This window comes from Achromobacter sp., assembly GCF_049647645.1.
GTDB lineage: Bacteria > Pseudomonadota > Gammaproteobacteria > Burkholderiales > Burkholderiaceae_B > Achromobacter.
Map to the genome: position 1 here is coordinate 1 of NZ_JBARYB010000237.1, position 24,085 is coordinate 24,085.

The 24,085-nt window shown below is 66.1% G+C and carries 22 protein-coding genes and 1 pseudogene; 16 read left to right on the forward strand and 7 right to left on the reverse strand.

Features of this window, described 5'->3' with window-relative positions:
• Positions 1-205 (reverse strand): annotated as a pseudogene (locus WBB14_RS27310) (amidase); the annotation flags it as partial.
• Positions 206-268: 63 nt separating this feature from the next.
• The gene (locus WBB14_RS27315; RefSeq protein WP_424242536.1) at positions 269-1,501 is read right to left on the reverse strand and encodes an amino acid ABC transporter substrate-binding protein; all 1,233 of its coding nucleotides are present in this window, start codon (positions 1,499-1,501) and stop codon (positions 269-271) included.
• Positions 1,502-1,662: 161 nt separating this feature from the next.
• Here WBB14_RS27315 and WBB14_RS27320 point away from each other — a divergent pair, with 161 nt between their 5' ends.
• The 6 genes from WBB14_RS27320 (at position 1,663) to WBB14_RS27345 (ending at position 7,401) form a co-directional block, all read left to right on the forward strand.
• A complete protein-coding gene (locus WBB14_RS27320; RefSeq protein ID WP_424242559.1) occupies positions 1,663-2,547 on the forward strand; it encodes a LysR family transcriptional regulator in 885 nt (294 codons plus the stop codon).
• A gap of 89 nt (positions 2,548-2,636) precedes the next feature.
• The gene (locus WBB14_RS27325; protein ID WP_424242537.1) at positions 2,637-3,629 is read left to right on the forward strand and encodes a branched-chain amino acid ABC transporter permease; all 993 of its coding nucleotides are present in this window, start codon (positions 2,637-2,639) and stop codon (positions 3,627-3,629) included.
• Positions 3,630-3,638: 9 nt separating this feature from the next.
• Positions 3,639-4,520: a branched-chain amino acid ABC transporter permease gene (locus WBB14_RS27330; RefSeq protein ID WP_054459258.1), complete on the forward strand. Its 882-nt coding sequence runs from the start codon at positions 3,639-3,641 to the stop codon at positions 4,518-4,520.
• Positions 4,521-4,534: 14 nt separating this feature from the next.
• Positions 4,535-5,242: an ABC transporter ATP-binding protein gene (locus WBB14_RS27335; protein WP_424242538.1), complete on the forward strand. Its 708-nt coding sequence runs from the start codon at positions 4,535-4,537 to the stop codon at positions 5,240-5,242.
• Position 5,243: 1 nt separating this feature from the next.
• Positions 5,244-5,984: an ABC transporter ATP-binding protein gene (locus WBB14_RS27340; protein ID WP_207471108.1), complete on the forward strand. Its 741-nt coding sequence runs from the start codon at positions 5,244-5,246 to the stop codon at positions 5,982-5,984.
• A gap of 223 nt (positions 5,985-6,207) precedes the next feature.
• Positions 6,208-7,401 carry a low temperature requirement protein A gene (locus WBB14_RS27345; protein ID WP_424242539.1) on the forward strand — a complete coding sequence of 398 codons (1,194 nt, stop codon included), beginning with the start codon at positions 6,208-6,210 and terminating at the stop codon, positions 7,399-7,401.
• 108 nt (positions 7,402-7,509) lie between these two features.
• Here the strand turns inward: WBB14_RS27345 and WBB14_RS27350 are convergent, their stop codons facing one another.
• From WBB14_RS27350 to WBB14_RS27370, 5 genes are all read right to left on the reverse strand, one after another.
• The gene (locus WBB14_RS27350) at positions 7,510-8,472 is read right to left on the reverse strand and encodes a Nudix family hydrolase (protein ID WP_424242540.1); all 963 of its coding nucleotides are present in this window, start codon (positions 8,470-8,472) and stop codon (positions 7,510-7,512) included.
• Positions 8,465-9,331 carry an ATP-binding protein gene (locus WBB14_RS27355; protein WP_424242541.1) on the reverse strand — a complete coding sequence of 289 codons (867 nt, stop codon included), beginning with the start codon at positions 9,329-9,331 and terminating at the stop codon, positions 8,465-8,467. Before WBB14_RS27355 ends, WBB14_RS27350 begins: the two co-directional genes overlap by 8 nt.
• Before the next feature lie 24 nt (positions 9,332-9,355).
• Positions 9,356-10,582 carry a bifunctional glutamate N-acetyltransferase/amino-acid acetyltransferase ArgJ gene (gene argJ / locus WBB14_RS27360; RefSeq protein WP_424242542.1) on the reverse strand — a complete coding sequence of 409 codons (1,227 nt, stop codon included), beginning with the start codon at positions 10,580-10,582 and terminating at the stop codon, positions 9,356-9,358.
• Positions 10,583-10,681: 99 nt separating this feature from the next.
• Complete coding sequence (locus WBB14_RS27365) at positions 10,682-11,704, reverse strand: hypothetical protein (protein WP_424242543.1); 1,023 nt, start codon at positions 11,702-11,704, stop codon at positions 10,682-10,684.
• Positions 11,705-11,752: 48 nt separating this feature from the next.
• A complete protein-coding gene (locus WBB14_RS27370; protein ID WP_088138207.1) occupies positions 11,753-12,247 on the reverse strand; it encodes a MarR family winged helix-turn-helix transcriptional regulator in 495 nt (164 codons plus the stop codon).
• Between the two features lie 368 nt (positions 12,248-12,615).
• Between WBB14_RS27370 and WBB14_RS27375 the strand changes: the two genes are divergently transcribed.
• The 10 genes from WBB14_RS27375 (at position 12,616) to WBB14_RS27420 (ending at position 24,007) form a co-directional block, all read left to right on the forward strand.
• Positions 12,616-13,779 (forward strand): ABC transporter substrate-binding protein, encoded by a 1,164-nt coding sequence (locus tag WBB14_RS27375; protein ID WP_424242544.1) that lies wholly within the window; start codon positions 12,616-12,618, stop codon positions 13,777-13,779.
• Between the two features lie 186 nt (positions 13,780-13,965).
• Positions 13,966-14,886: a branched-chain amino acid ABC transporter permease gene (locus WBB14_RS27380; RefSeq protein WP_332013763.1), complete on the forward strand. Its 921-nt coding sequence runs from the start codon at positions 13,966-13,968 to the stop codon at positions 14,884-14,886.
• A gap of 2 nt (positions 14,887-14,888) precedes the next feature.
• The gene (locus WBB14_RS27385; RefSeq protein ID WP_424242545.1) at positions 14,889-15,854 is read left to right on the forward strand and encodes a branched-chain amino acid ABC transporter permease; all 966 of its coding nucleotides are present in this window, start codon (positions 14,889-14,891) and stop codon (positions 15,852-15,854) included.
• Positions 15,851-16,618: an ABC transporter ATP-binding protein gene (locus WBB14_RS27390; RefSeq protein WP_332013765.1), complete on the forward strand. Its 768-nt coding sequence runs from the start codon at positions 15,851-15,853 to the stop codon at positions 16,616-16,618. Before WBB14_RS27385 ends, WBB14_RS27390 begins: the two co-directional genes overlap by 4 nt.
• The gene (locus WBB14_RS27395) at positions 16,618-17,322 is read left to right on the forward strand and encodes an ABC transporter ATP-binding protein (RefSeq protein ID WP_332013766.1); all 705 of its coding nucleotides are present in this window, start codon (positions 16,618-16,620) and stop codon (positions 17,320-17,322) included. The genes WBB14_RS27390 and WBB14_RS27395 overlap by 1 nt, the downstream gene beginning before the upstream one ends.
• 311 nt (positions 17,323-17,633) lie before the next feature.
• A complete protein-coding gene (gene siaA, locus WBB14_RS27400) occupies positions 17,634-19,622 on the forward strand; it encodes a biofilm regulation protein phosphatase SiaA (RefSeq protein ID WP_424242546.1) in 1,989 nt (662 codons plus the stop codon).
• Between the two features lie 22 nt (positions 19,623-19,644).
• Complete coding sequence (gene siaB, locus WBB14_RS27405) at positions 19,645-20,184, forward strand: biofilm regulation protein kinase SiaB (protein ID WP_424242547.1); 540 nt, start codon at positions 19,645-19,647, stop codon at positions 20,182-20,184.
• 35 nt (positions 20,185-20,219) lie between these two features.
• On the forward strand, positions 20,220-20,597 hold the full coding sequence (gene siaC, locus WBB14_RS27410) for a biofilm regulation phosphoprotein SiaC (RefSeq protein ID WP_424242548.1): 378 nt from the start codon (positions 20,220-20,222) through the stop codon (positions 20,595-20,597).
• Complete coding sequence (siaD, locus tag WBB14_RS27415) at positions 20,594-21,391, forward strand: biofilm regulation diguanylate cyclase SiaD (RefSeq protein ID WP_424242549.1); 798 nt, start codon at positions 20,594-20,596, stop codon at positions 21,389-21,391. Before siaC ends, siaD begins: the two co-directional genes overlap by 4 nt.
• 39 nt (positions 21,392-21,430) lie before the next feature.
• Positions 21,431-24,007, forward strand: a complete 2,577-nt coding sequence (locus tag WBB14_RS27420) for a sensor domain-containing protein (protein ID WP_424242550.1) — start codon at positions 21,431-21,433, stop codon at positions 24,005-24,007.
• Positions 24,008-24,085 lie beyond the last annotated feature (78 nt).

Here is a 24,085-nt window from a genome sequence, read left to right on the forward strand (position 1 = left end):
GGCCGTAGCCGGCGCGGCGGCGCGCGTCGGCGGCTTCGGCCAGGCGCAGCGCGCCCTCGCGGTCGACGCTGACGTAGGCGCCCAGCGCCGGATTGGCGCGGTCGATGCGGTCCAGGTAGTGCCGCGCCAGTTCCACCGAACTGTAGCGGCCTTCGGCCAGGCCCTGCGCAAGTTCGCTGAGCGTGGCAAATGCAATGTCAGACATGTTTTCCTCGGGTGATGTCAGAACGGCGCGTGGCAGCCGCGCGCCGTCTTCCTGCTTGCGCGCTCAGCGCTTGTTCCAGTCGGGGGCGGGGTACACCGGCTTCTGCGTGGCCACATCCGCGGGCCAGACCGGGACCATGCCCTTGCCCGGCAGCAGCTGCACCACGGGGAAGGGCATCAGCAGCTGCTTGCCCGTTTCGTCGATGGCGTAGGGGCCGGCCATGACGGTGAGCTTGCCCGACAGATCCAGCGACGCTTTCTTCAGCGCGGCCGCGTCGGTGTTGCCGGCCTGCTTGACGATTTCCTCGGTCAGCGCGCCCGCGCCATAGGCCAGCGCGGTCTGGAAGTCGGGCGGGAACTCCGCCTTGGGGAAGCGCTGGTCATAGGCGGCGGCGAATTGCTCGCGCGTCAAGCCGGCGTTGACCTTCCAGTTGATGGCGGGGTGGTAGTTGGTGTGGCTGTAGATGTAGTTGGAGTCCGCGCCGATGGCCTGGAATTGCGGGGTCGAGGCATAGACCATGAAGACGTAGGGGAAGTTGATATCCAGCTGCTTCATCTGGCGCGTCATGCTGATCAGGTCGCCTTCATACGAAGTCGGCACCAGCGCCTCGGCGCCGGCCGCGCGGGCCTTCTGCAGGATGGTGCTGAAGTCCTTCTGGCCCTTGGGGTACTTCTCGAACAGCACGACCTGCATGCCGTTCTTGGCGGCCTGCTCCTTGCCGCCTTCGGCCAGGCCCGCCGGGAACGGCTCGTCCGAATACAGTATGGCGACCTTCTTCACGCCCTGGTTGGCGGCCAGCTCCATGTTGGCGCGCAGCATGGCCGACACCGGCATTTGCGTGCCCGACACCATGTTCTTGAAACCCTGCTTGTACAGATCGTCGCTGGCGGCGGACCAGACCATCATGTACTTGCCCAGGCGCTCGGTGACGGTGGCGGCCGCGGCGGTCAGCGTGGAGCCGAAGGGCGCGAACACCAGATCCACTTTTTCATCGACAATCAGGCGTTCGTAAACGCGCGTCACCATCTGTTTGTCGCTGCGGTCGTCCAGTTTGACCAGTTCGACCGGGTACTTCTTGCCTTTGACTTCGATGCCGCCACGGCGGTTGACGTCGTCGACCCACAGTTCGACGCCGCGCACGCCCGACTGCGAGGCCAGCGCGAAGCTGCCGGTGGACGACACCGTCATGCCGACGCGGATCTTGTCCGAGGTCTGGGCGGCGCCCAGGGCAGGGGTCAGTGCGGCGACGGCGAGAGCCAGGGCCGGTAAGCGGAACAACCAGGGTTTAGCGTGCATGGGAGGTCTCCTATCGTTTTTGGTATGCGGCCCCGCGTTCCGTGGCGGACCATCGGACAGAGGCCTGGTGCTGGGCAATGTTTGCTCAACACGCGAGATAGCGTATAACAAATAGGCATGGAGCGCACGCCTTGAATAAATTGAATTACCGACAGACCGAAATGTTGTGGGCCATCGTCATGGCCGGATCCATCAGCGGCGCTGCCCGGCTGCTGAATATTTCGCAACCGGCGGTCAGCCGGATGTTGGCGCATACCGAGAAGGCGATGGGGGTGACCCTCTTCGAGCGGGTCCGCGGCAAGCTCAGGCCAACCTCGCAAGTGCAGAGCCTGTTTGAGGAAATCGAAAAAACGCAGCGCATGATGCAGCGCGTCAACGACCTGGCTGATGCGTTGGCGGAGCATGGCACGGGAGTGCTCCGGCTGGCGTCCATTCCCAGCCTGGCCCAGTTCCTGGTGCCGCGCGCCGTGGCGCGCTTCCAGCAGCGCCATCCCGAATTGCTGTTGCGGCTGAATACGACGGCGTTGCCCACCCTGATCACCGACGTGCTGCAGGGCGAGGCCGAGCTGGGGCTGGTGGTGATGCAGGCCGACCATCCCTTCCTCACGTCCCAGCCCCTGCACGTGGGGCGCATGGTGGCCGCCATCCCCAAGGCGCATCCGCTGGCGGGCCGCGCCGAGGTGAGTCTGGCTGATCTGTCGCCCCATCCGCACATCGTGGTGGGCACCCGCATGCCCTTTGGCATGCTGGTGCTGGGCGCCTTCGAGCAGGCGGGCCTGCCGTGCCGCATGTGCGCCGACGTGCCCTGGAGTCAGCTGGCCTGTGCCCTGGTGAATGCCGGGGTGGGCATCGCCATTGTGGATGAGTTCACCGTCATGCAGAACACCATGCCGGACGTGGTCATCGTGCCGCTGGCCGAACGCATCCCCCTGAATATTTCGGCCGTCTACGCCAGCAACCGCGAGCCCTCGGCCATTGCGCTGGAGTTCATCAAGGAGCTGCGCGAAGTGCTTGCCGAGGCCTTTCCGGTCAAAAATAAGGGTTAGTCCTTAACTTGCAGTTATGGTTTGAACTGGTCATAATCGCCTCCAAATAAAGCGGCCGTCCAACCCGGAAGCGGCCCGGAGGTAGACATATGAGCAGCAGTCCCGTCCTGGCGGCGGGCGCCGCCTCGCATCGCGCGCAGGATCAGCGCGCAGTGCGGTTGCGCACCCGCATCGCCGTGATCGTCTTTGCCGGCCTGGCCGCGGGCCTGGCCTTGATCCCGATGGCGACGTCGAACATCTCGTTCGCGTTCTATCTGATGCTGTGGATCACCATGGCCAGCGCCATGAATATCTGCGTCGGCTTCACCGGCTACCTGCCGTTCGGCTACGTGGTGTTCTATGGCGTGGGCTCCTACGCCACCGGCATCTGCTACAAGATCCTGGGCTGGCCCATCCTGCCGTCGCTGCTGGCGGCGGGCGGCGTGGGTGTGGCGATCGCGCTGCTGCTGGCGCCCACGCTGCGCCTGCGCGGGGTGTACTTCGGCATCGTGAGCCTGGCGCTGGCCACCATCGTCAAGCTAATCATCTCCAACCTGCCGCAGTCCTTCACCGGCGGCAGCATGGGCATCATCCTGTCCAACGCCAACAACCCCACGCACAGCTACTACGCCATGCTGGCGGTGATGGGCGCCACCCTGGCCACCGTCACCTGGTTGTCCGTGTCCAGCCTGGGCCGTGCGCTCAAGGCCATCCGCGACGACGACGGCGCGGCGGCCTGCGTCGGCATCCATGTGCCTAACACGCGGCTCAAGGCCTGGCTGCTGGCGGCGTTGTTTCCTGCGCTGGCTGGCGGCATCGAGGCCTGGTACACCAACGTGGTGGATCCGGAATACGCCTTCCACGTGCTGATCACCGCCAAGAGCATCATCTACGCCATGGCGGGCGGCTTTGGCACCATTCTCGGGCCGGTCGTCGGCACCCTGGCGCTGTTGGGCATCGACCACGTGATCTGGCAGAAATTCCCGGTGGTGAACTTGCTGCTGCTGGGCCTGATCATCGTGCTGCTGATGTTGTTCCTGCCGCGCGGCATCGTCGGCAGCCTGATCAAACGCAAGCCGCAACTGCGCCGCTACATCGCCTGAGGAACCGCCATGACCGGACTGATTATCCAAGGGCTGATCAACGGCCTGATCCTGGGCGCCATCTACGGCCTGATCGGCGTGGGGCTGAACGTGATCTTCGGCGTGCTGCGCGTGGTCAACTTCGCGCACGGCGAATTCCTGGTGCTGGGAGCGTATTTCGCCTTCTATCTGATGGAGTACGCCGGCATCAACCCGCTGGTGGCGCTGCCGCTGGCCTTCGCCGCGTTCTTCCTGGCGGGCTACCTGCTTTACTTCGTGCTGATTCCGCGCTTGTCCAAGGCGGACGATCCCGAGATCAGCTCGCTGCTGCTGATGTTCGGCGTGTCCATCATGCTGGGCGCCATCATGCTGCTGGTGTTCGACGCGGACGCGCGCTCGCTGCCCTATGAGATCGAACCCGTGTTCCTGAAGTTCGGGCCGGTGCTGATCCCCACCGTGCGTCTTTTGGCGCTGGTCATCGCGCTGGCCATCATCGGCGCGCTGACGGTGTTCCTGTACCGCAGCCAGCTGGGCAAGGCGCTGCGCGCCATCATCATGAACCGCGACGCGGTGCGCATCGTCGGCATCAACGCCGAACGCCTGTCGGCCGTGGCCTTCGGACTGGGCATCGGCCTGGCCGCGGCCAGCGGCGTGCTGGTGGCGATGGTGTTTCCCGCTTTCTCGCCGTTCATGGGCAACGACTACACCCTGATCGGCTTCATCGTCATCGTGCTGGGCGGCCTGGGCCATCCGGTGGGGGCTTTGGTGGGTGCGCTGCTGTTCGGCGTTACGGAGCAGGTGTCGGTGGTGTTCTTCAATCCTTCCATCGCCACCATCTGCGGCTTCGCGCTCATGGTCGCCACCATCTTCATCCGGCCCAGCGGACTCTTCGGCCGCCAGGCGTTGCGCTAACAGGAGCCTGACACATGTTGAAAGTCAGCAATCTCAAGAAGCGCTTCGGCGGGCTGGTGGCCTTGCAGGGCGTGGACGTGGACGTGCCGCGGGGTTCCATCCTGGGCATCATCGGCATGAACGGGTCGGGCAAGACCACCATGCTCAATTGCATCAACGGCATCTACACCCCGGACGAAGGCCGCATCGAGCTCGACGGCCAGAACATCGCCGGCAAGCAGATCCACGAAGTCGCCCGGCTGGGGGGGGGCCGCACCTTCCAGGTGCCGCGCATCTTCCGCCAGCTGACCCTGCTGGACAACCTGGAAGTGGCGCAGCAGCAGACTGGCCGCAGCGCCGACGAGCGCTATGCGCAATCCGAATACTGGCTGCACAAGGTCGAGTTGCACCGGCTGCGCCACAACTATGCGGAAGAGCTGTCCGGTGGACAGCAGAAGCTGGTGGAACTGGCGCGCATCATGGTGGCGCGGCCCAAGGTGGTGCTGCTGGACGAGCCTTTCGCGGGCGTCAATCCGGCGCTGGCGCAACTGCTGATCTCGGTCATCCGCGAACTGCCGGGCGAGCACGACTGCTCGGTGGTGCTGGTGTCGCACGACTTGACCTCGATCTACCAGCTGTCCCACCACATCATCGTGATGAACGAAGGCGCCATCCTGAGCCAGGGCAACGCCGAGCAAGTGCGCGCCGACCCCCGCGTGGTCGAAGCCTATCTGGGAGCCTGACATGAGCACGTCGATACTCGCGCTGGAAGACGTGACCGTGGCCTACCACGGCGACATCACCATCCTGAACCACGTCAACATCCAGGCGCGCGCGGGCAAGGTGACCGGCGTCATCGGCCCCAACGGCGCCGGCAAGTCCACGGTGTTGAAGACCATGTTCGGCTTCCTGCCGCCGCGCACCGGCCGCATCACCCTGCGCGGCACGGACATCAGCGCACAGCCCTCGCATGAGCGCGCCAGCCACGGCGTGGCCTTCGTGCCGCAGCACCGCAGCCTGTTCGGCGAACTGTCGGTACACGACAACCTGCTGCTGGGCTGCTGGCCGTTCCGCAAGGACAAGGCACGCGTGCGCCAGCGCATCGACTCGGTCTACGACCGCTTCCCGATCCTGGCGCAGAAGCGCGACGATCCTGTGTCCAGCATGAGCGGCGGGCAACAGCGCTTCGTGGAGTTCGGCCGGGCCTTGCTGATCGAGCCCTCGGTCATCCTGCTGGACGAGCCCACCGCCATGCTGGCGCCCAAGATCTCCAAGGAGATCTACACGCTGATCCGCGGCTTTGCCGACGAGGGCATGACGGTGGTGCTGGTGGACCAGAACGTGCGCCGCTGCGCCGAAGTGTCGGACTACATGTACATCCTGGAGTTGGGCCGCAACAAGGCCGAGGGCGGACGCGAAGCCTTCGATGACGGCGGGGGCCTGCGCGAGATGGTTGCGTCGTGGATGGATTACAAGATTGACTGACGGCGAGGCTTGGCGCGGTTTTCCATGACGGCTTACCGCAGCGCGCAGCCAGCCGTGCACTGTATGCGCTTGGGTCCCTGCCCTTGAGGTTGGTATCCTGGCCCGGCAGAACCAGGCGCGTGGCGTCGCCGCCACGCCAGCCTGGCTTTGCATAATTTGACGGTTCGGCGCGACCTGCCTTGCGCTAATCTGGCTGCGCCACCATCACCAGCCAGCCTATGCCATGACCTTCTTCGCAAGCGTCAACCTGCTGCGTCGCCGCGACGGGCACGAAGCCCGCGTCACCTACGTCGAGTTGTTCTTCGACTTGGTGTACGTCTTCGCGGTCACCCAGATCTCCCACAGCCTGCTGCACGATTTGACCTTGATGGGCGCTCTCCATGCCCTGGTGCTGTGGTTCGCCGTCTGGCTGGGCTGGCAGTACACCTGCTGGGTCACCAACTGGTTCGACCCCGACGCTGTGCCCATGCGCGTCATGCTGTTTGCGGTGATGCTGGCCGGCCTGGTCTTTGGCGCCGCCCTGCCGGGCGCGTTCGGCGCCACTGGGTTGGTGTTCGCCGTCAGCTACGCGCTGATCCAGGTGGGGCGCACGCTGTTCATCGTGCTGCACCTGGGACCCGCGCATCCGCTGGCGCCCAACTTCCGCCGCATGCTGGCCTGGCTGTGCGTATCAGCGGTCTTGTGGATCGCCGGCGGACTGTCTCAGGACGGCACCCGGCTGGCGTTGTGGGCGCTGGCGGTGGCCTGCGAGTATCTGTCGCCCATGATCGGCTTTCGCTTTCCCGGCCTGGGGCGTTCCGCGACTAGCGAATGGACGATCGAGGGAGGCCACCTGGCGGAGCGCTGCCAACTGTTCGTCATCGTGGCGCTGGGCGAAACCCTGCTCATCACCGGCGCCACGCTGGCTGGTCTGGAGCGCTGGAACGCGCCCGCGCTGATCGCGTTGCTCGCGGCCTTCCTGGGCACGGCGGCCATGTGGTGGGTGTATTTCGACACCAGCAGCCGCGATGGCAGCGAGGCCATCGTGCATAGCGACGATCCAGGTCGTATCGGCGCTTGGTTCCATTATGTGCATGTCATCCTGATCGCCGGCGTGATCGTGTCCGCCGTGGCCAACGAGTTGGTCATATTGCATCCGGACGGACGCATTGCCATGCCGGCGGCTGCCGCTTTGATCGGCGGCCCGGCGCTATACCTGGCAGGCAACGGCATCTATAAGACAGTGGTCTACGGCCGCTTCCCGCTGTCGCACGCAGTGGGGTTGGTGTTGCTGGCTGTGCTGGCGCCCGTGGCCTTTGTGACCGACAACCTCATGGTGGGCGGTTTGACCACCTTGATCATGATCCTGGTGGCGGCCTGGGAAAGCGTGTCGCGGCGCAGGGCGCATGCCGGCGTTCCGCAAGGAATCGCGGAGTAGCGTCAATCCAGTGAGGGTGGGGCCGGAGGCTGCCTCGCCAGGGAGCCAGTCGATGCGCCCGCCGAGCTGGCAGGCAGGCGGCGGCTTTCTGCAAAGCCGCCGCGCGGCTCAGATCAGCCCGCGTATCCCCGCAATTCCGTGCGCGCCATGGCGTAGCGCCTGCGACACGGTCTGGGTGGACTGGCCGCCCAGCGCGTACACCGGAATGCCGGCATCGCGGTTGCCTTCGACGAAGCCTTCCCATCCCAGCGTCGCCGCGCCGGGGTGGCTGCGCGTATCCAGCACCGGCCCCAGCACCGCGAAGTCGGCGCCCAGTTCGCGGGCGTGGACGACCTGGGCGTTGTCGTGTGCCGATGCGCCGACCAGCGCGCCGGCCGGCAGTTCGGGGCGGACCGTCAGCTTGGCGGCATCGGCCGCGCGCAGATGCACGCCGTCGGCTTCGCGCCACCAGGCGGCGGGATGGACGCTGTTGACCAATACCCGGGCGCCCGCGGCGCGGCAGCGCTTTTGCACCTGCTGCAGCACTTCATGCAGCGAAGGGGAGGCCACGCCGTCCGGCCATTGCGGCTCGCGCAGCTGCACCAGCTTCACGCCGCGCGCCAGCGCCGCGTCCAGGCGGCCCAGGAAGGCGGCCACGCCGGCACGCGAGCCCATGGAACTGATGCCGTAGGAGGTGGGCAGCTGCAACCAGCGCAGCGGGGGCAGGGTGGCGGGCAACAAATCGCCCACCGATGCCGCCTGCGCGGGGTTGACCCATTCCAGGCGCTGGTTTTCCAGGCCGCGCGGTTCGCCTTCCCAGCCGGTGACATGGCAGAACGCCAGGCGCACCGTGGTGTGGGGATAGGCGTGCACATAAGTGACCCAGGGGCGCGACTGCGTGACGCGGATGCCGATTTCTTCCTGCAGCTCGCGCGCCAGCGCTTCCAGCACGGTTTCGCCCGGTTCGAGCTTGCCGCCCGGCAGTTCCCACCAGCCCGCCCAGGGCTTGCCTTCGGGACGCTGTCCCAGCAGCAGCATGCCGTCCGGACGCAGGATCAGGCCGGCGGCGACGTCGATGATCTTCTCAGACATGCCGGGCCGCCCAGTCGCGCGCGAATTGATAGGCCACGCGGCCCGAACGCGAGCCGCGCTCGATGGTCCATTGCAGCGCCTCGGTGCGAGAGGGCTCGATCTGCGCTTCCGGGCAGCCCAGCTCGCGCAGCCAGTGGTAGACGATGTCCAGGTAGTCGTCCTGCTTGAACGGGTAGAACGACAGCCACAGACCGAAGCGCTCGGACAGCGAGATCTTTTCCTCGACCGTTTCGCCTGGGTGGATCTCGCCGTCGGGCTGGTGCTTGGCCGCCAGGTTCTCGCTCATGTATTCCGGCATCAGGTGGCGCCGGTTGGAGGTGGCGTAGATCAGCACGTTGTCGCCCGAGGCCGACACCGAACCGTCCAGCACCGACTTCAGCGCCTTGTAGCCGGCTTCGCCTTCCTCGAACGACAGGTCGTCGCAGAACACGATGAAGCGTTCGGGGCGGGCGGCGACCAGCTCGACGATGTCGGCCAGATCGCCCAGATCCGACTTGTCCACTTCGATCAGGCGCAGCCCGCGGTCGCCGTAGGCGGCCAGCATGGCCTTGACCAGCGAGCTCTTGCCGGTGCCGCGGGCGCCGGTCATGAGCACGTTGTTGGCCGGTTTCTTCTCAAGGAACTGCAGCGTGTTGCGGTCGATGATGCCCTTCTGGCGCTCGATGTGCTGCAGGTCCGCCTTGTCGATGCGCGCCACGTGGCGCACGGCGTCCAGCCAGCCGCGGGCGCCGCGCTTGCGCCAGCGGTAGGCGTGGGCGGTCCAGTCGATTTCGGGCGTTGCGGGCGGAAGCCAGGCTTCCAGCTGCGCCAGCACGCGCTCGGCGCGCTGGATAAGGGTGGAGAACTCGGTTGCGGTCACGTCTGCAGTCCAGGAAGTTGCGGATCAGGAGCGGTAGTCGGCGTTGATGGACACGTACTCGTGCGAGAAGTCGCAGGTATAGACCGTGTCGCTGACCTGGCCGCGGCCCAGCGCGATGCGCACCTGGATTTCGGCCTGCTTCATCACGCGCTGGCCGTCGGCTTCCTGGTAGGCGGGGTTGCGGCCGCCGTCCTTGGCCACCAGCACCTCGTCCAGCCACAGACGGATATTGGAGACGTCCAGGTCGTCGATGCCGGCGTAGCCCACGGCGGCCAGGATGCGGCCCAGGTTGGGGTCAGACGCGAAGAAGGCGGTCTTGACCAGCGGCGAGTGGGCCACGGCGTACGCCACCTTCAGCGCTTCCTCGGTGTTGCCGGCCTCTTCCACGCGGATGGTCATGAACTTGGTGGCGCCTTCGGCGTCGCGCACGATCTTGGTGGCCAGTTCCAGCGCCGCAGCCGTCAGGGCCTCGCGCACGGCGGCGTAGGCCGGATCGGATTCGGCATTCACTTCGACACCCGACTTGCCGGTGGCGGCGATGATGAAGGAGTCGTTGGTGGAGGTGTCGCCGTCGACCGTGATGCGGTTGAACGAGGCGTCGGCGATCTCGCCGGCCAGCTTGGACAGCAGCGGCTGGGCGATGCCGGCATCGGTGGCCAGGAAGCTCAGCATGGTGGCCATGTTGGGCCGGATCATGCCGGCGCCCTTGCTGATGCCGGTGACGGTGACGGTCTTGCCGCCGATCTGCACCTTGGCTGAAGAGATCTTCGGCAGGGTGTCGGTCGTCATGATGCCGTGGGCGGCGCTGAACCAGTGGTCGGCGCCCAGGTTGGCGATGGCGGCCGGCAGGCCGGCGACCAGGCGGTCCAGCGGCAGCGGCTCCAGGATGACGCCGGTGGAGAAGGGCAGGATTTCGGCGGCGGGCACGCCCAGCAGCTTGCCCAGCGCGGCGCAGGTGTCCTTGGCCTTCTGCAGGCCTTCCGCGCCGGTGCCGGCGTTGGCGTTGCCGGTGTTGATGACCAGGGCGCTGATCGGGCCGCCGGCGGCCAGATGAGCCTGGCAGACCTGTACGGGCGCGGCGCAGAAGCGGTTGCGCGTGAACACGCCGGCCACGCTGGTGCCCGGCGCGAAGCGGAATACGGTCAGGTCGCGTCGGTTGGCTTTGCGGATGCCGGCCTCGGTAACGCCGATTTCAACGCCGGCAACAGGAAAAATTTCGGACTCGGAGGGGATCTGCAGATTAACGGCCATGACTTCGTCTCATGTATGAGCAGGACGGAATCGCCGCCAGGCGAGGCGGCGCGCGGGGGAAAGCTTCGTATTATCCCACCGGATCGGGACAGCGTCCGGTCAGGGACCGATCCGCATGGCCGCCACGTCCAGCACGCCGGCCTCGCGGTTGCTCAGCACGCTGCGCACGGCGCCGTCCGGGGCCTGCAGCACCGACTTGCCTGCGGGCACGTCTTCGCCGCCCGCGCGGCGCGCCGAACGCCCGCGCGAAGGCGAGAACAGCAGATCGCCCGGCCGGGCGCCGGGCAGGCGGAGGCTGGCGGCCAACACCCGGGTGCCGGGCTGGTAGGTCATATCGCCCAGCATGGTTTCGCGGGCCAGCAGACCCTCGAAGTCCAGCATGCGGCGTTGGCTGTCCAGCTGCATGTCCACCTTCAGCAGGGGCATGCGGGCCACTTCCAGCGCCTCGCTGCCTTCGGTGCGCAGCAGCCAGCGCGGCGCGTCGGCGGCGCTGGCGCCGTTGATGACCTTCAGCCAGGCGCCAGGCGGCACGGGCTGCTGGTTCAGGGTGTTGCCGATGGCCAGATGGCAGCTGGCGAAGCTTGGGTGCCCGTCGCGCAGCACGAATTCGAGGCGGTGCCCATGCGCGCACAGCCAGCCATCCTGCGCCTGGTCGCGCGCGATCTCCACCGACAGGGTCTCGGCTTGCTTACTGCTGGCCGGGTAGCGGAACAGGCGCGTGGCGGCGACGCCCTGGATGGAGGCCGGGTGGGTTTCGGGGAAGACGGCGAGGTCGAACGAAGTCAGGTCGCCCGGTTGGGCCAGGCTGAGCACGGTGCCGGCCGGCATCGCCACGCCCGCCAGCTGGGTCGGCTGGGCCAGCACGGTCTTGCGTTCGGCATCGGCCTGGGCGTTCTGCCGGGCCGAGAACCACAGGCTGAACTGCTGATAGGGAAAGATGGCGCCGATGATGGCGAGAAAGGCCATCAAGATGGCGCCGCCGCGCCGGTGGCCGCCCAGCCATGCCCGGGCGCCGGGCGTGGTGGCCAGCACGGCCAGCCAGGTCAGCAGCGTGGCGAGGCAGGCCAGCGACGCTGCCATCAGCACGTAGAAATTACCGCCAGGAAGGGAAACCGGAATCATGGCGGCAATTATGCGCCAATCCGCTAGCGGACATCGGCGTACGGGCCTTCAGGTCTTGGCGGATTCCGAGCGGGTCGCCACCACTTGCAGCTTGAGTTCGCCCAGGGCCTGGAACAGCGCGTTGCGGGTGCCTTCGGGCAGGTCGCCGAACATGGACTTGACCCAGGATTCGTGGGCGCGGGCCATGCGGGCGAAGCTCTTTTTGCCCAGCGGCGTGAGCTTGATGAGCGAGCTGCGGCGGTCGGACTCGACCTTGGTGCGTACCACCAGGCCTTCCTTTTCGAGCTGGTCGGTGATGCCGGTGATATTGCCGTTGGTGACCATCATGTGGCGCGACAGTTCACCCATCTTCATGCCCTTGGGCGCGCGCTGCAATTGCGCCATCAGGTCGAAGCGCGGCAGGGTGGTGTCGAATTCATTGCGCAGGCGGCTGCGGATCTCGCTTTCGACGAGATTGGCGCAGGTCAGCATGCGCAGCCACAGGCGCAGCGCATGGTGGTCGTCGGGCGCGGCGCGCGATTCCAGGTCGGGGGTGTCGGTCATGGCTATGGAAATTACCGGGAATGAGGGGCGGGCGCCAGATGCTGTTGATCAAGGATCGCGCGGATCGTCGGGTACGCCGTGGCGTGGCCGGCGGCGCGCTTCTTGAGTATCGGCGGGATGTCGGGTACTGTCGCGCGAACGTCGTGCCGGGTAGCTGGCGCTGCGCTTTCATAGTTTTGGTGGAGGGTAGCCATGGCGGTAGCTTATTAGTAAAAACCCTTTGGTAAAAACCCTAGACTTGTTTTGCCGAATACTTTAAACCTAAACTATGAAGCACGCCAGCCTTGGCTGTGCAGCAAGAAGTCTTTCGAATCGCGATTCCAAAAAAGAACACCCTCTGCGCGGGCTCGCGCACGGAGCACACCACCATGCGTTTGATCACTTCCCTTCTGGCCGCCGCCGCCCTGGTGCCGGCACTGGCCAGCGCCGACACCATCAAGGTCGGCATCGCCAACGACATCTCCGGTCCGTTCTCGGCGCTGGGCGCCGAAGCCCGCGACGGCTTCAACCTGGCCATCAAGCAACTGGGCAGCAAGCTGGGCGGACAGCCCGCCGAGTTCGTGCAGACCGACATGGGCGGCAACCCCGACCAGGCCCGCCAACTGGTGACGCGCTACATCCAGCGCGACAAGGTCGATTTCTTCACCGGCCCCATTGGTTCGAACGTGGCGCTGGCCGTCGGCCCCGCGCTGTTCGCGGCCAAGGTGCCGTACCTGTCGAACAACCCCGGCCCCAGCCAGTTCGCCGGCGCGCAGTGCAATGCGTACTGGTTCGGCACGTCCTACCAGAACGACGCCTTCCACGAAGCGGCCGGCAAGGTCGCGGCGGACCGCGGCTTCAAGAAGATGTTCATCATGGCCCCGGACTATCCGGCCGGCAAGGACGCCTTGAACGGCTTCAAGCGCGGCTACAAGACCGCCCCGGGAGACGAGGTCTATACCAAGCTCGGCCAGATCGACTACGCCGCGGAGCTGGCGCAGATCCGCGCCGCCAAGCCGGACGCCGTCTATATCTTCCTGCCGGGCGGCATGGGCATCAACTTCGTCAAGCAATTCGTGTCGACCGGCCTGGCGCAAAGCGTCAAGCTGATCGGCCCGGGCTTCTCGGCCGACGAGGACGTGATCCAGGCCGTGGGCGAGCCCATGCTGGGCATGTACAACACGGCGCAGTGGGCGCATGACCTGGACGTGCCGCAGAACAAGACCTTCGTCGAAGCCTTCCGCAAGGAATACAACGGCCGCTACCCCTCGGTGTACGCCGCCCAGGCTTATGACGTGATCATGGCCATGGACGCCGCCGTCAAGCAGGCCGGCGGCAAGGCCTCCGACCGCGACGCCATCGTGCGCGCGCTGGAAAAAGCCGACTACCCCTCGGTGCGCGGCAACTTCACCTACGGCAAGAACCACTATCCGATCCAGTCCTACTACCTGCGCGTCGTCGACAAGGACGGCAGCGGCCGCATCACCAACAAGCTGGTGGGCAAGGTGTTCGACAAGTACCAGGACGTCTACGTCGGCGAGTGCAAGCTGTAGCCCACCCCCGAAGCGCTGCGCGCTTCCCCCTCAAGGGGGCATGCCTGCGGACCGGCGAAGCCGGCTCCGCGGCATCTGGATCGGGTGACACCGCTGCACGCGCCGCGCGTGGTGCGCAATCAGATTGGCTTTGGTGATTTGACCGCGAGCTAGGCCATCGGCAATTCGCGGCGGGGGGAAGTTTTCATGACGTTTACGCTGATCGTCGAGCAATTGCTGAACGGTCTGCAGTTTGGGTTGATGTTGTTTTTGATCGCGGCCGGGCTGACCCTGGTGTTCGGCATCATGGACATCATGAATCTGGCTCACGGCTCGCTCTACATGGCCGGCGCCTATGTCGCCGCCGAGACCATGCAGCGCACAGGTTCATTCACCGCCGCCGTCCTGGTGGCGGCCGTCGCCACCGGCATCGTCGGCGTGGTGCTGGAACTCACGCTGATCCGCCGCCTCGCGCTGCGCGACCATCTGGCCCAGGTGCTGGGCACCTACGCCATCATTCTCATCGCCAACGATCTGGTCAAGATGATCTGGGGGCCGGCTCCCGTCATGCTGAACATGCCGGCCGTGTTGTCCGGCCCGGTTCGGTTGCTGCCCGATCTGCTGTATCCCGCCTATCGCCTCATGATCATCGTCTTCGGCGTGGCCGCCGCCGCGGGCCTGTACTGGTTCGTGACGCGCACCCGCGCTGGCGTGCTGGTGCGGGCGGGCGCGTCCAACCGCCAGATGGCCACCCTGATGGGCGTGCGCGTGCCGCTGCTGTTCCTGGGCGTGTTCGTGCTGGGCGCCATGCTGGCTGCCGTGGCCGGCGCCTTGCTGGGCCCGATCACCTCGGTGCAGGTGGGCATGGGCGAAGAAATCCTGATCCTGGTGCTGGTGTGCATCGTCATCGGCGGCATCGGCTCGATCCGCGGCGCCTTCGTCGGCGCGCTGCTGGTGGGCATGGTGGACACGGCGGGGCGGGCCTTCCTGCCCATGCTGCTGCGCCAGGTCTTTTCTCCGGCCGTGGCTTCCAGCGTCGGGCCGACGCTGGCCGCCATCGCCATTTACGTATTGATGGCGGCAGTGCTGGTATTCCGGCCCTCCGGCTTGTTTCCGGCGCGGGGTTGACCATGAAATCCATCATCTGGACCGTGGTCCTGCTGGCCGCGCTGGCGGTGTTCCCCCTGGTGGCGCCGGCGCTGGGCCTGGACTTCTATATTTCCTTCGTGCGGCGCGTGCTGATCTACGCGCTGGCCGCGACCAGCCTGAACCTGATCCTGGGCTACGGCGGCATGGTGGCGCTGGGGCATGCGGCCTTTTTCGGCGCGGGCGCCTACGCGGTCGGCATCCTGGCCATGTCGGGCGTCACGTCGGCCTTGATCGTCTGGCCGACGGCCATGTTGCTGGCGGCGGTGCTGGCCTGCATCACGGGGGCGATTTCGCTGCGCACTCGCGGCGTGTACTTCATCATGATCACGCTGGCTTTCGCGCAGATGCTGTTCTACATCTTCATCTCGCTGCGCCAATATGGCGGCGAGGATGGGCTGAACCTGCCGGGCTATTCCACCCTGCCGGGCATCGACCTGGCCCATGACGTCAGCTTCTATTACCTGGTGCTGGCGCTGTTCGCGCTGATCATGTGGGTGTTCGGGCGGGTGGTGGCCTCGCGCTTCGGCACGGCCCTGCAAGGCATACGCGGCAACGAATCGCGCATGGAATCCATGGGTTATCCGGTCTACCGCATCAAGCTGATGGCTTTCACGCTGAGCGGCGCGATAGCCGGCCTGGCGGGCGCGCTGCTGGCCAACCACAACCTCTTCATCTCGCCCAGCCTGATGCACTGGACCCAATCGGCCAACCTGCTGATCATGGTGCTGGTGGGCGGTATCGGTCTGCGCTATGGCGGGGTGGCTGGCGCCGTGGTCATGCTGACCCTGGAAGAGGTGCTGCGCCTGTGGACCGAATACTGGCACCTGCCCCTGGGCGTGTTGCTGCTGTGCGTGGTGTTCGGCGCGCCGCGCGGCCTGGTCGGGTTGTTCGGCCCCCTGTTCAGCGGCCGCGCCGCTGCTCCCCAATCCGGCAAGGTGGGATCATGAACGCAGCCGTAACGCCGGCCCTGCAGGCTACGGGACTGGTGCGCCGCTTCGGCGCGCTGGTCGCCACCGACAATGTCTCGCTGTCCCTGAACCCGGGCGAAATCCACGCCCTGATCGGCCCCAATGGCGCGGGCAAGTCCACGCTGATCCACCTGCTGTCCGGCACGTTGACGGCGGATTCGGGCACGCTGAAAGTGGGCGGCCGCGACGTCACCGGCATGAACGCCCACCAGCGCGTTTCCGCCGGGCTGTCGCGTTCCTACCAGATCACCAATATCTTCAAGCAGTCCACGGTGCTGGACAACCTGGTGCTGGCGGTGCAGGCGCACGCGGGCAGCAGCTTCCGTTTCTGGAAGCCGCGCGCCGCCGAATCGGCCCTGTACGAACAGGCGCGCGAACTGGCGCGTGAATGCGCCATCGACGCCAGCCTGCTGGAACGCCCGGCCGGCACCCTGCCGCACGGCGAACAGCGTAAGGTCGAATTCGCGCTGGCCCTGGCCGCGCGGCCCGACGTGCTGCTGTTGGACGAGCCCATGGCGGGCATGGGGCCGGATGAAACCGTGCGCCTGACCGAATTGATCGAATCCATGCGCGGCCGCGCCGCCATGCTGCTGGTCGAACACGACATGCAGGCAGTGTTCCGCCTGGCCGACCGCCTGTCGGTGCTGGTGTATGGCCGCGTCATCGCGACCGGCACCCCCGACGAAATCCGCGCCAACCCGGAAGTGCGGCAGGCCTATCTGGGCGACGAGGAGACCGCATGATGCTGACCATCGAATCCGTCAAGAGCGGCTACGGCGCCAGCCAGGTGCTGTTCGGCGTGGACCTGCAGATCGGCGCGGGCCAGGTCGTGACCTTGCTGGGCCGCAACGGCATGGGCAAGACCACGCTGCTGCGCACCCTGTTCGGCCAATTGCCCCTGCGCGGCGGCAAGATCCAGTTTGCCGGCCAGGACATCAGCGGCTGGAGCCCGGACCGCATCGCGCGGGTCGGCGTGGCCATCGTGCCGGAAGGGCGGCAGTGTTTTCCCAACTTGACCGTGCGCGAGCACCTGACGGCCTTCGTTGCGGGCCGCAATCCGGACATCGGCGAACCCTGGACGCCGGAACGGGTTTTCGAACTCTTTCCGCGTCTGCACGAGCGCGCCCGCAACATGGGCAACCAGCTTTCGGGCGGCGAACAGCAGATGCTGGCCATCGGCCGGGCACTGGTCACCAACCCCCGGCTGCTGATCCTGGACGAGGCCACCGAAGGCCTGGCGCCCAAGATCCGCGAGGAAATCTGGAATTGCCTGGCACGCCTGCGCCAGGCCGGCCAGACCATCCTGGTCATCGACAAATACGTCGAGCGGCTGCTGAGCCTGGCCGACCGCCATGTGATCCTGGAACGCGGCAAAGTGGTCTGGACCGGCGACTCCCAGGCCCTGGATGCCGATCGCGGCCTCTGGGAACGCTACCTGGGCGTGTAGCAAGAAAGCTGCAATGTAAACAGGCAAATGCCGTCAGTCGTGAAATAAAAAGCAATAAATCGATATTTACATTGCAGCCATGCAACTAAGGGCGCGGGAACGTCTTACAAGCGTTTGCGCCTGTTTCAATTGGAACCACTGTTCTCTAAACTTGTCGCGCTGGACGTGCCGCATGGGTACGCCCGCATCGAGCTCATGGCTGAACAGGCGGGGCAATCGCGCGGCAATAGGCGGCTTACACGGCTTAAGCTCTTGCATGCGTCCCCTTTTCACGCAGGTTACGTCTTATCTAGTTGTCAGGAAGACTTTGCATGGCGAAATGGGGTTTGCGCAGAAAATCGTTGATGGCGCTGTTGCTGGCGTGCGTAGTGGCGCTGGCGCCGGCCGCCTTGATCGGCTGGCAGGTGCTGGACGGCGTCAGGGAGCACTTCGGGCGTGCTTTCTCGGACAATTTCACGCAACTGAACCGCCAGCGCATCCTGGCGCCGGTGTCCCGCGAACTGGCCCTGTCGCTGCGGCTGGCGGATAGCGAGGTCACGCGCCGCTGGCTGCGCCACGAAGGCGATCCGGCCGCGCGCGAGCTGTTCTTCCGCGAAGCCGACGGCTACCGCCGCGATCTGCTGGGCCGCGCCTATTTCATCGCCAGCGCCGCGTCCGGCAACTATTACTTCAACGATGACCAGCCGCTGTCCGAGACGCCGCGCTACACCTTGAGCAAGAGCGCCGCCGACGACGCCTGGTTCTACCTGACGCTGGCGTCCCCGGCCAAGTACAACATCAACGTCAATCCGGACCTGAAGCTGCAGACCACCAAGGTCTGGATCAACGTCCAGGTGCGCGACGGCGACCGGGTCATCGGCCTGACCGGCTCCGGCCTGGACGTGGGCGGGTTCCTGCGCGAATTCGTCAATAGCGGCCAGCCGGGGGTCACTCCCATCATCGTCGACGAGGAAGGCGCGATCCAGGCGCACATGGACGCCTCGCTCATCGCCTACAACTCGGGCGCCGGCGGCGCGGGTGCCGGCCGCGGCACGGTGTTCAACCTGCTGGACGGCGGCGAGGGCCGCGCCGAGCTGGCCGCAGCCCTGAAGGCGGCGCGGACCGACCCGCAGTCGGTGCAATCCGCCTGGGTCAAAATGGACGGCATCCGGCAGCTGGTTTCGGTGGCCTATATGCCGGAACTGCACTGGCACGTACTGACCGTGGTGGACTTGGGGGCGGCCCGGGTGCTGGACACGGATTGGCTCTGGCCCGCGGCCATCGGCCTGGTGGTGCTGTTCGCGGCCATGCTGCTGTGCTTCGGATACGCCATAGAACGGCTGATGCTGCGTCCCTTGCGCCGCCTGCAGCAGTCGGCGCGGGCCATCGCCAACGGCAGCTACGACGTGCGCCTGCCGCCAGGCGGCCAGGACGAGATCGGCGACCTCAGCCGGGCCTTCGGCGTGATGGCGGACAAGGTGCGCCAGCACACGGCCGAACTCGAAACCAAGGTGCGCGAGCGCACTTCCGAACTCGAGGACGCCAACCGCGCCATGGCCGCCGCGCACAAGAAGATCGACGACTCCATCGACTACGCCAGCCTGATCCAGCGCGCCATCCTCCCGGACCGCCAACTGACCCAGTCCCTGGGAGCCCACCATTTCGTGCTGTGGAAACCACGCGACGTGGTCGGTGGCGACTTCTACGTGTTCCGCTCCGACGGCGCCAATTGCCTGCTGGGCATCATGGATTGCGCCGGCCATGGCGTGCCTGGCGCGCTGATGACCATGCTGGCCCGCGCAGCCATCGACCTGGCGATCACCGAGGCGGGACCGGCCGATCCGGCCGCCATCCTGACCCGCACCGACAACGCCATCCGCGCCATGCTTGCGGACGCGCAATTGCCCCGCGCGCTGGCCACGAACACGGATGCGGCCCTGGTATATATTGACCGCCAGGCCGGCAGGCTGCGCTATGCCGGCGCCAAGATCAGCCTGTATGCAAGCAACGGCGACGAACTGCGCGAGGTGCCCGGCGGCAAGCGGGCGCTGGGGGACAAGCGTACCGAGGCCTACGAAAACATCGAACTGCAGATGGAGCCTGGCTGGACCTTCTACCTGGTTACGGACGGGTTCCTGGACCAGGCGGGAGGCGAGCACGGCTTTGGCTTTGGCAATACCCGGTTCGCGGAAATGCTCAAGACGCACGCGCGCCGGCCGTTAACCGAACAGGCGGCCGCCTTCACCCAGGCGCTGGCCGAGTACCAAGGCGGCCAGCCGCAGCGTGATGACATCACCTTGCTGTCGTTCCGTTTCGAATAAACGTTATCAGGGCGGTTACCCCATGAATGCCTCCGATCTTTACGCATTGGGCGAACGGTTCAACCAGAATCGCACCCTGTTGTGCTTCAACGGACCGATTTCCCGTAGCCTGATCGAGGAAATCGGCAACGCGCTCAAGAACTACCTGAACGCGGAGCACGCGCGGCCGGCCGAGGCCATGGACGTTTTCTCCGTCTACATCGAGATGATCCAGAATATCCGCCAGTACGCGGCGCAGCATGGCGACGTGGACGCCTCGGCCACCGTGGTGATCGGCCGCCGCGACGAAAGCCGCTATGTGGTGTCCGCCGGCAATCTGGTCAAGTCCGAGGACGGCCGGTCGCTGGTCGCCCGCATCCAGGAATTGGCGGCGCTGGACAAGGCGGCCCTGAAGGCCGAGTACAAGGCGCAGTTGCACAAGCCGCGCGCCCAGGGCGTCGCGTCGGGCGCGGGCCTGGGGTTGATCGATATCGCCCGCCGGGCAGGCGCTCCGCTGGAAGCCAGCCTCACGCCCGCGGCGGCGGCAGGGCAGGCGTTTTTCAGCCTGAGCGTCGTGATATGAACGCGCCTGCCCAAGAAATATATTTGGAGCAATTGATGAAAGATTTAGACATTCCGGGGACCCAGTCCACGCCCGCCATCACCGCCGACACTGCTGCTGGCGTGCTGGCGATGCGCGGCGACTCCTATCCCGAGAATTCCTTCGAGCTGTTCGGCCCCGTCATTGAATGGGTCGAAGCCTACTTGCTGAGCAGCGCCGCGCCCCTGAAGCTGGAGCTCGAGCTGCTGTACCTGAACACCAGCAGCATCAAGTCCGTCATGGACATCTTCGACCTGCTGGAGGCCGCTTACGGCAAGGGCCGCGAGGTCAGCGTGACCTGGTTCTACGACATGCGCAATGAACGCGTTGGCGAGCTGGCCGAGGAATTCAAGGAAGACTGCACCTTTCCCTTTTCAGTCGTCGGCCGCCAATGAAATCCGCCGCCGCCCAGCTGGACAAGCGCATCGCCGAATTGCTGGCGGACCCGGCCTATCAAGGCCATCCGTTGCATGAAGCGCTGGACGCGCTCTGGCGGCACACGGCCGAGCAAATGGCGCGCATCGAGCGCGTGACCCAGCTGTCGGACGCCTACCAAAGCATGGCGCACGAACGCGAGCTGGGCCTTTGCGACCGTTTCGACCGGCAACTGCGCCGCCTGACTCGCATCGCGCGCATCTCGGACCACTATCAGAACATGATGCGGGACCTGAACTCCGCATTGCTGGAAACCTCCAATCGCGATCCGCTCACCGGTTTGCTGAACCGGCGCGCCCTGATGGAAATGATCAAGCAGGAAGTCCTGCGCGTCTCCCGCGGCGGTTCGACCTTCGTCGTGGCGATGCTGGACGTCGATCACTTCAAGTCGGTCAACGACCGCTATGGCCATGAAACAGGCGACCGCGCGCTGGTCGAGCTGGCGGGCGCGCTGTGCAACAACCTGCGCGAATACGATCTGTGCGGCCGCTGGGGCGGCGAGGAATTCCTGGTGCTGCTGCCCAGTACCCAGCCCGAGGCCGCCCAACGCGTCATGGACAGGCTGGTGGGCGCGGTACGGGCCCTGGCGATCACGGTGGGCGATGGCGTCTTGGGATTGACGGTCAGCATAGGCATGGCATACCACCAGTTGGGAGAGACTTTCTCTGAAACGCTCAGCCGCGCGGACCAGGCCTTGTACCTGGCCAAGCAGGACGGACGCGACCGCGTCGAACTCGGGTTTCCGAAGCGCTGAATGAAACCGGACCAGCTGTTATCCGGCATGGAGCCCCATATGCTTGATTCCTATCCAGGCGTCACCGACGAGCGTCCTCAAGGCGCCGCGTGGCACCCGGGCACTTACCTGGCGTCCATGGATCGGGCGCTGCTGCTGTTCGATTTCAACCCCGCCGGCGCCTTGCTGAACGCCAATGCGAACTTTCTCGCCTTGGCGGGCTACGCCCGCGAAGAGGCGCTGGCGCTGCGCCACGACATGCTGTGCGACAGCATGGACGAGGGCAAGGGCATCGTCGGCGGCGAACAGGTCTGGGCCAGGCTTCTGGGCGGCAAGCACTTCACCGGCACCTGCCGCTACCGCAAGAGCGACGGCGGTTTCGTCTGGATTGAAGCCACCTATATGCCCATCGCCAACGAAGCCGGCGAAGTGGTACGAATTTCCGTCATATCCCGCAAGTCCATTGCGGATGCCGATCGCCAGGAAGAGATCCGCCTGCTGCTGCTGGGCATCAACGAAACCGGCAACGCCGTCGCGGTGTCGGGCAAGGACGGCCGCATCGTCTACGTCAACGACGGCTTCCAACGCATGCTCGGCTTCGCCCGCGGCGACGCCGTGAGCCAGGAACTGGGCGAACTGCTGGCCGGCGGCCGGCAGGACGGCGGCACGCGTGAAGAGCTGGACCGCCGCATTGCCTGCCGCGAGGGCTATCACAAGGACGTGCTGGTCTACGATCGCGCCGGCCGGCCGCTGTGGGTGTCGGTAATGGCGAACTCCGTGTTCGATGAACGCGGAGCGCTGGTCAACATCGTGGACGTGCTGACGGACATCACGCCCACCAAGGTACATGAAGTCTTGCAGCGCCGCGTGCTGCAGGCCATGGTCAACGAGGCCTCGGTGGTCGAGGTCATGAACATGGTGTGCCGCGAGGTCGAGCGCCTGGCGCCCGAGGTGGCGGCCAGCGTGCTGCGGGTGGACGACGCCGGCCTGCTGCGGCCGCTGGCCGCGCCCAGCCTGCCGCAGGCCTTTGCCGACGCTCTGGACGGCGTGGCCATCGGTCCGCAGGCAGGCGCCTGCGGCACCTCCGCCTTCTTGGGGCGGCCCGTGATCGTGCCGGATATCTCCACCGATCCGCTATGGGACGATTACCGCCATCTGCCGTTGCCCGATGACATAAAGGCCTGCTGGTCGTCGCCGATCAAATCCAGCGACGGCCGGGTGATAGGCACCTTCGGCTTCTATTTCCGCGAGCGGCGCCTGCCCGACGATTTCCACCATCGCTTGGTGGACGTGTGCGTCTACCTGTGCGCGCTGGCGCTGGAACGCGAAGAGGCCCGCGCCCGTATCCGCCAACTGGCGTTCTACGACGAACTGACGGGCCTGCCCAACCGCAACCTGCTGCTGGCGCAGGCCGAACAGGCCATCGCCCGCGCGGAACCCGAGCGCAAGCGCGTCGCCGTCCTGTTCCTGGACCTGGACCGCTTCAAGCAGGTCAACGACACGCTGGGCCATCCCATCGGCGACGCGCTGCTGCGCGACGTGGCGCAGCGCCTGCGCCGCCTGGCGCGCGCGACCGACATCGTGGGCCGCTTGTCCGGCGACGAGTTCGTGATGCTGATGCCGGACTTCGAACACGGCCGCCTGACGGCCGCGGCCGAGCACGTACTGGTGGCCCTGGCCCAGCCGTTCTCGGTGGGCGGCATCACCCTGAACCCCTCGGTCAGCATCGGCATCAGCGTGTTCCCGGAAAATGGGCGCGACATGGATACGCTGCTACGTCACGCCGACATGGCGATGTACCAGGCCAAGACGGCGGGGCGCAACCGCATCTCCTTCTTCAGCGCTGAAATGAACCGTCAGGCGCAAGAGCGCCTGGCGCTGGAAGCCGCCCTGCGCGACGCGCTGGAGGCCAAGGCGCTGCGCCTGCACTATCAGCCGCAGGTGGGCCTGGAGAACGGCCAACTGTACGGCGTCGAGGCGCTGGCGCGCTGGCGCCATCCGACCCTGGGCGATATCTCGCCGGCGCGCTTCGTGCCGCTGGCCGAGGAATGCGGGCTGATTGGCGACCTGGGCGACTGGGCCGTGCGCGAGGCGTGTTCGCAGCTGGCAGTCTGGCGCGGCAAGGGACTGCGGGTGCCGTCGGTGTCGGTGAACCTGTCCGCAACGAACTTCCACAACCTGAACCTGCCGCGCTTGATCGAGGCGACGCTGGCGGAGTTCGGGCTGGCGGCGGCGGACCTGATGCTGGAGATCACCGAAGGCGTGGTGCTGGACGCCACCGCCGGCACCTTGCGCACCATCGCGGAGCTGCACCGGCTCGGGGTGCGGCTGTCGATGGACGACTTCGGCACCGGTTACTCCAGCCTGGGCCATTTGCGGCGCCTGATCGTCGATGAACTCAAACTGGACCGCAGTTTCGTGCAAGGCCTGGAGAGCGACGACGCGGCGAGGGCGCTGACCAGCGCAGTGATTCGGATCGGCGAAAGTTTGAGCCTGCCGGTGGTAGCCGAAGGCGTCGAGAACGAGGAACAGCGGCGGTTCCTGATCGAGCAGGGCTGTGCGGCGGGGCAGGGGTTCCTGTTTTCGCCGCCGTTGCCGGCTTCGGATCTGGAGGAGTGGCTGCGAGGCCGGCCTTAGTTTTCCTGCGGTGCGCTACGGTTTCCAAGAGGCCTGCCGTTTCGGCGGCCTCTTGAGGTTTATGCAGCGCCCCGATGG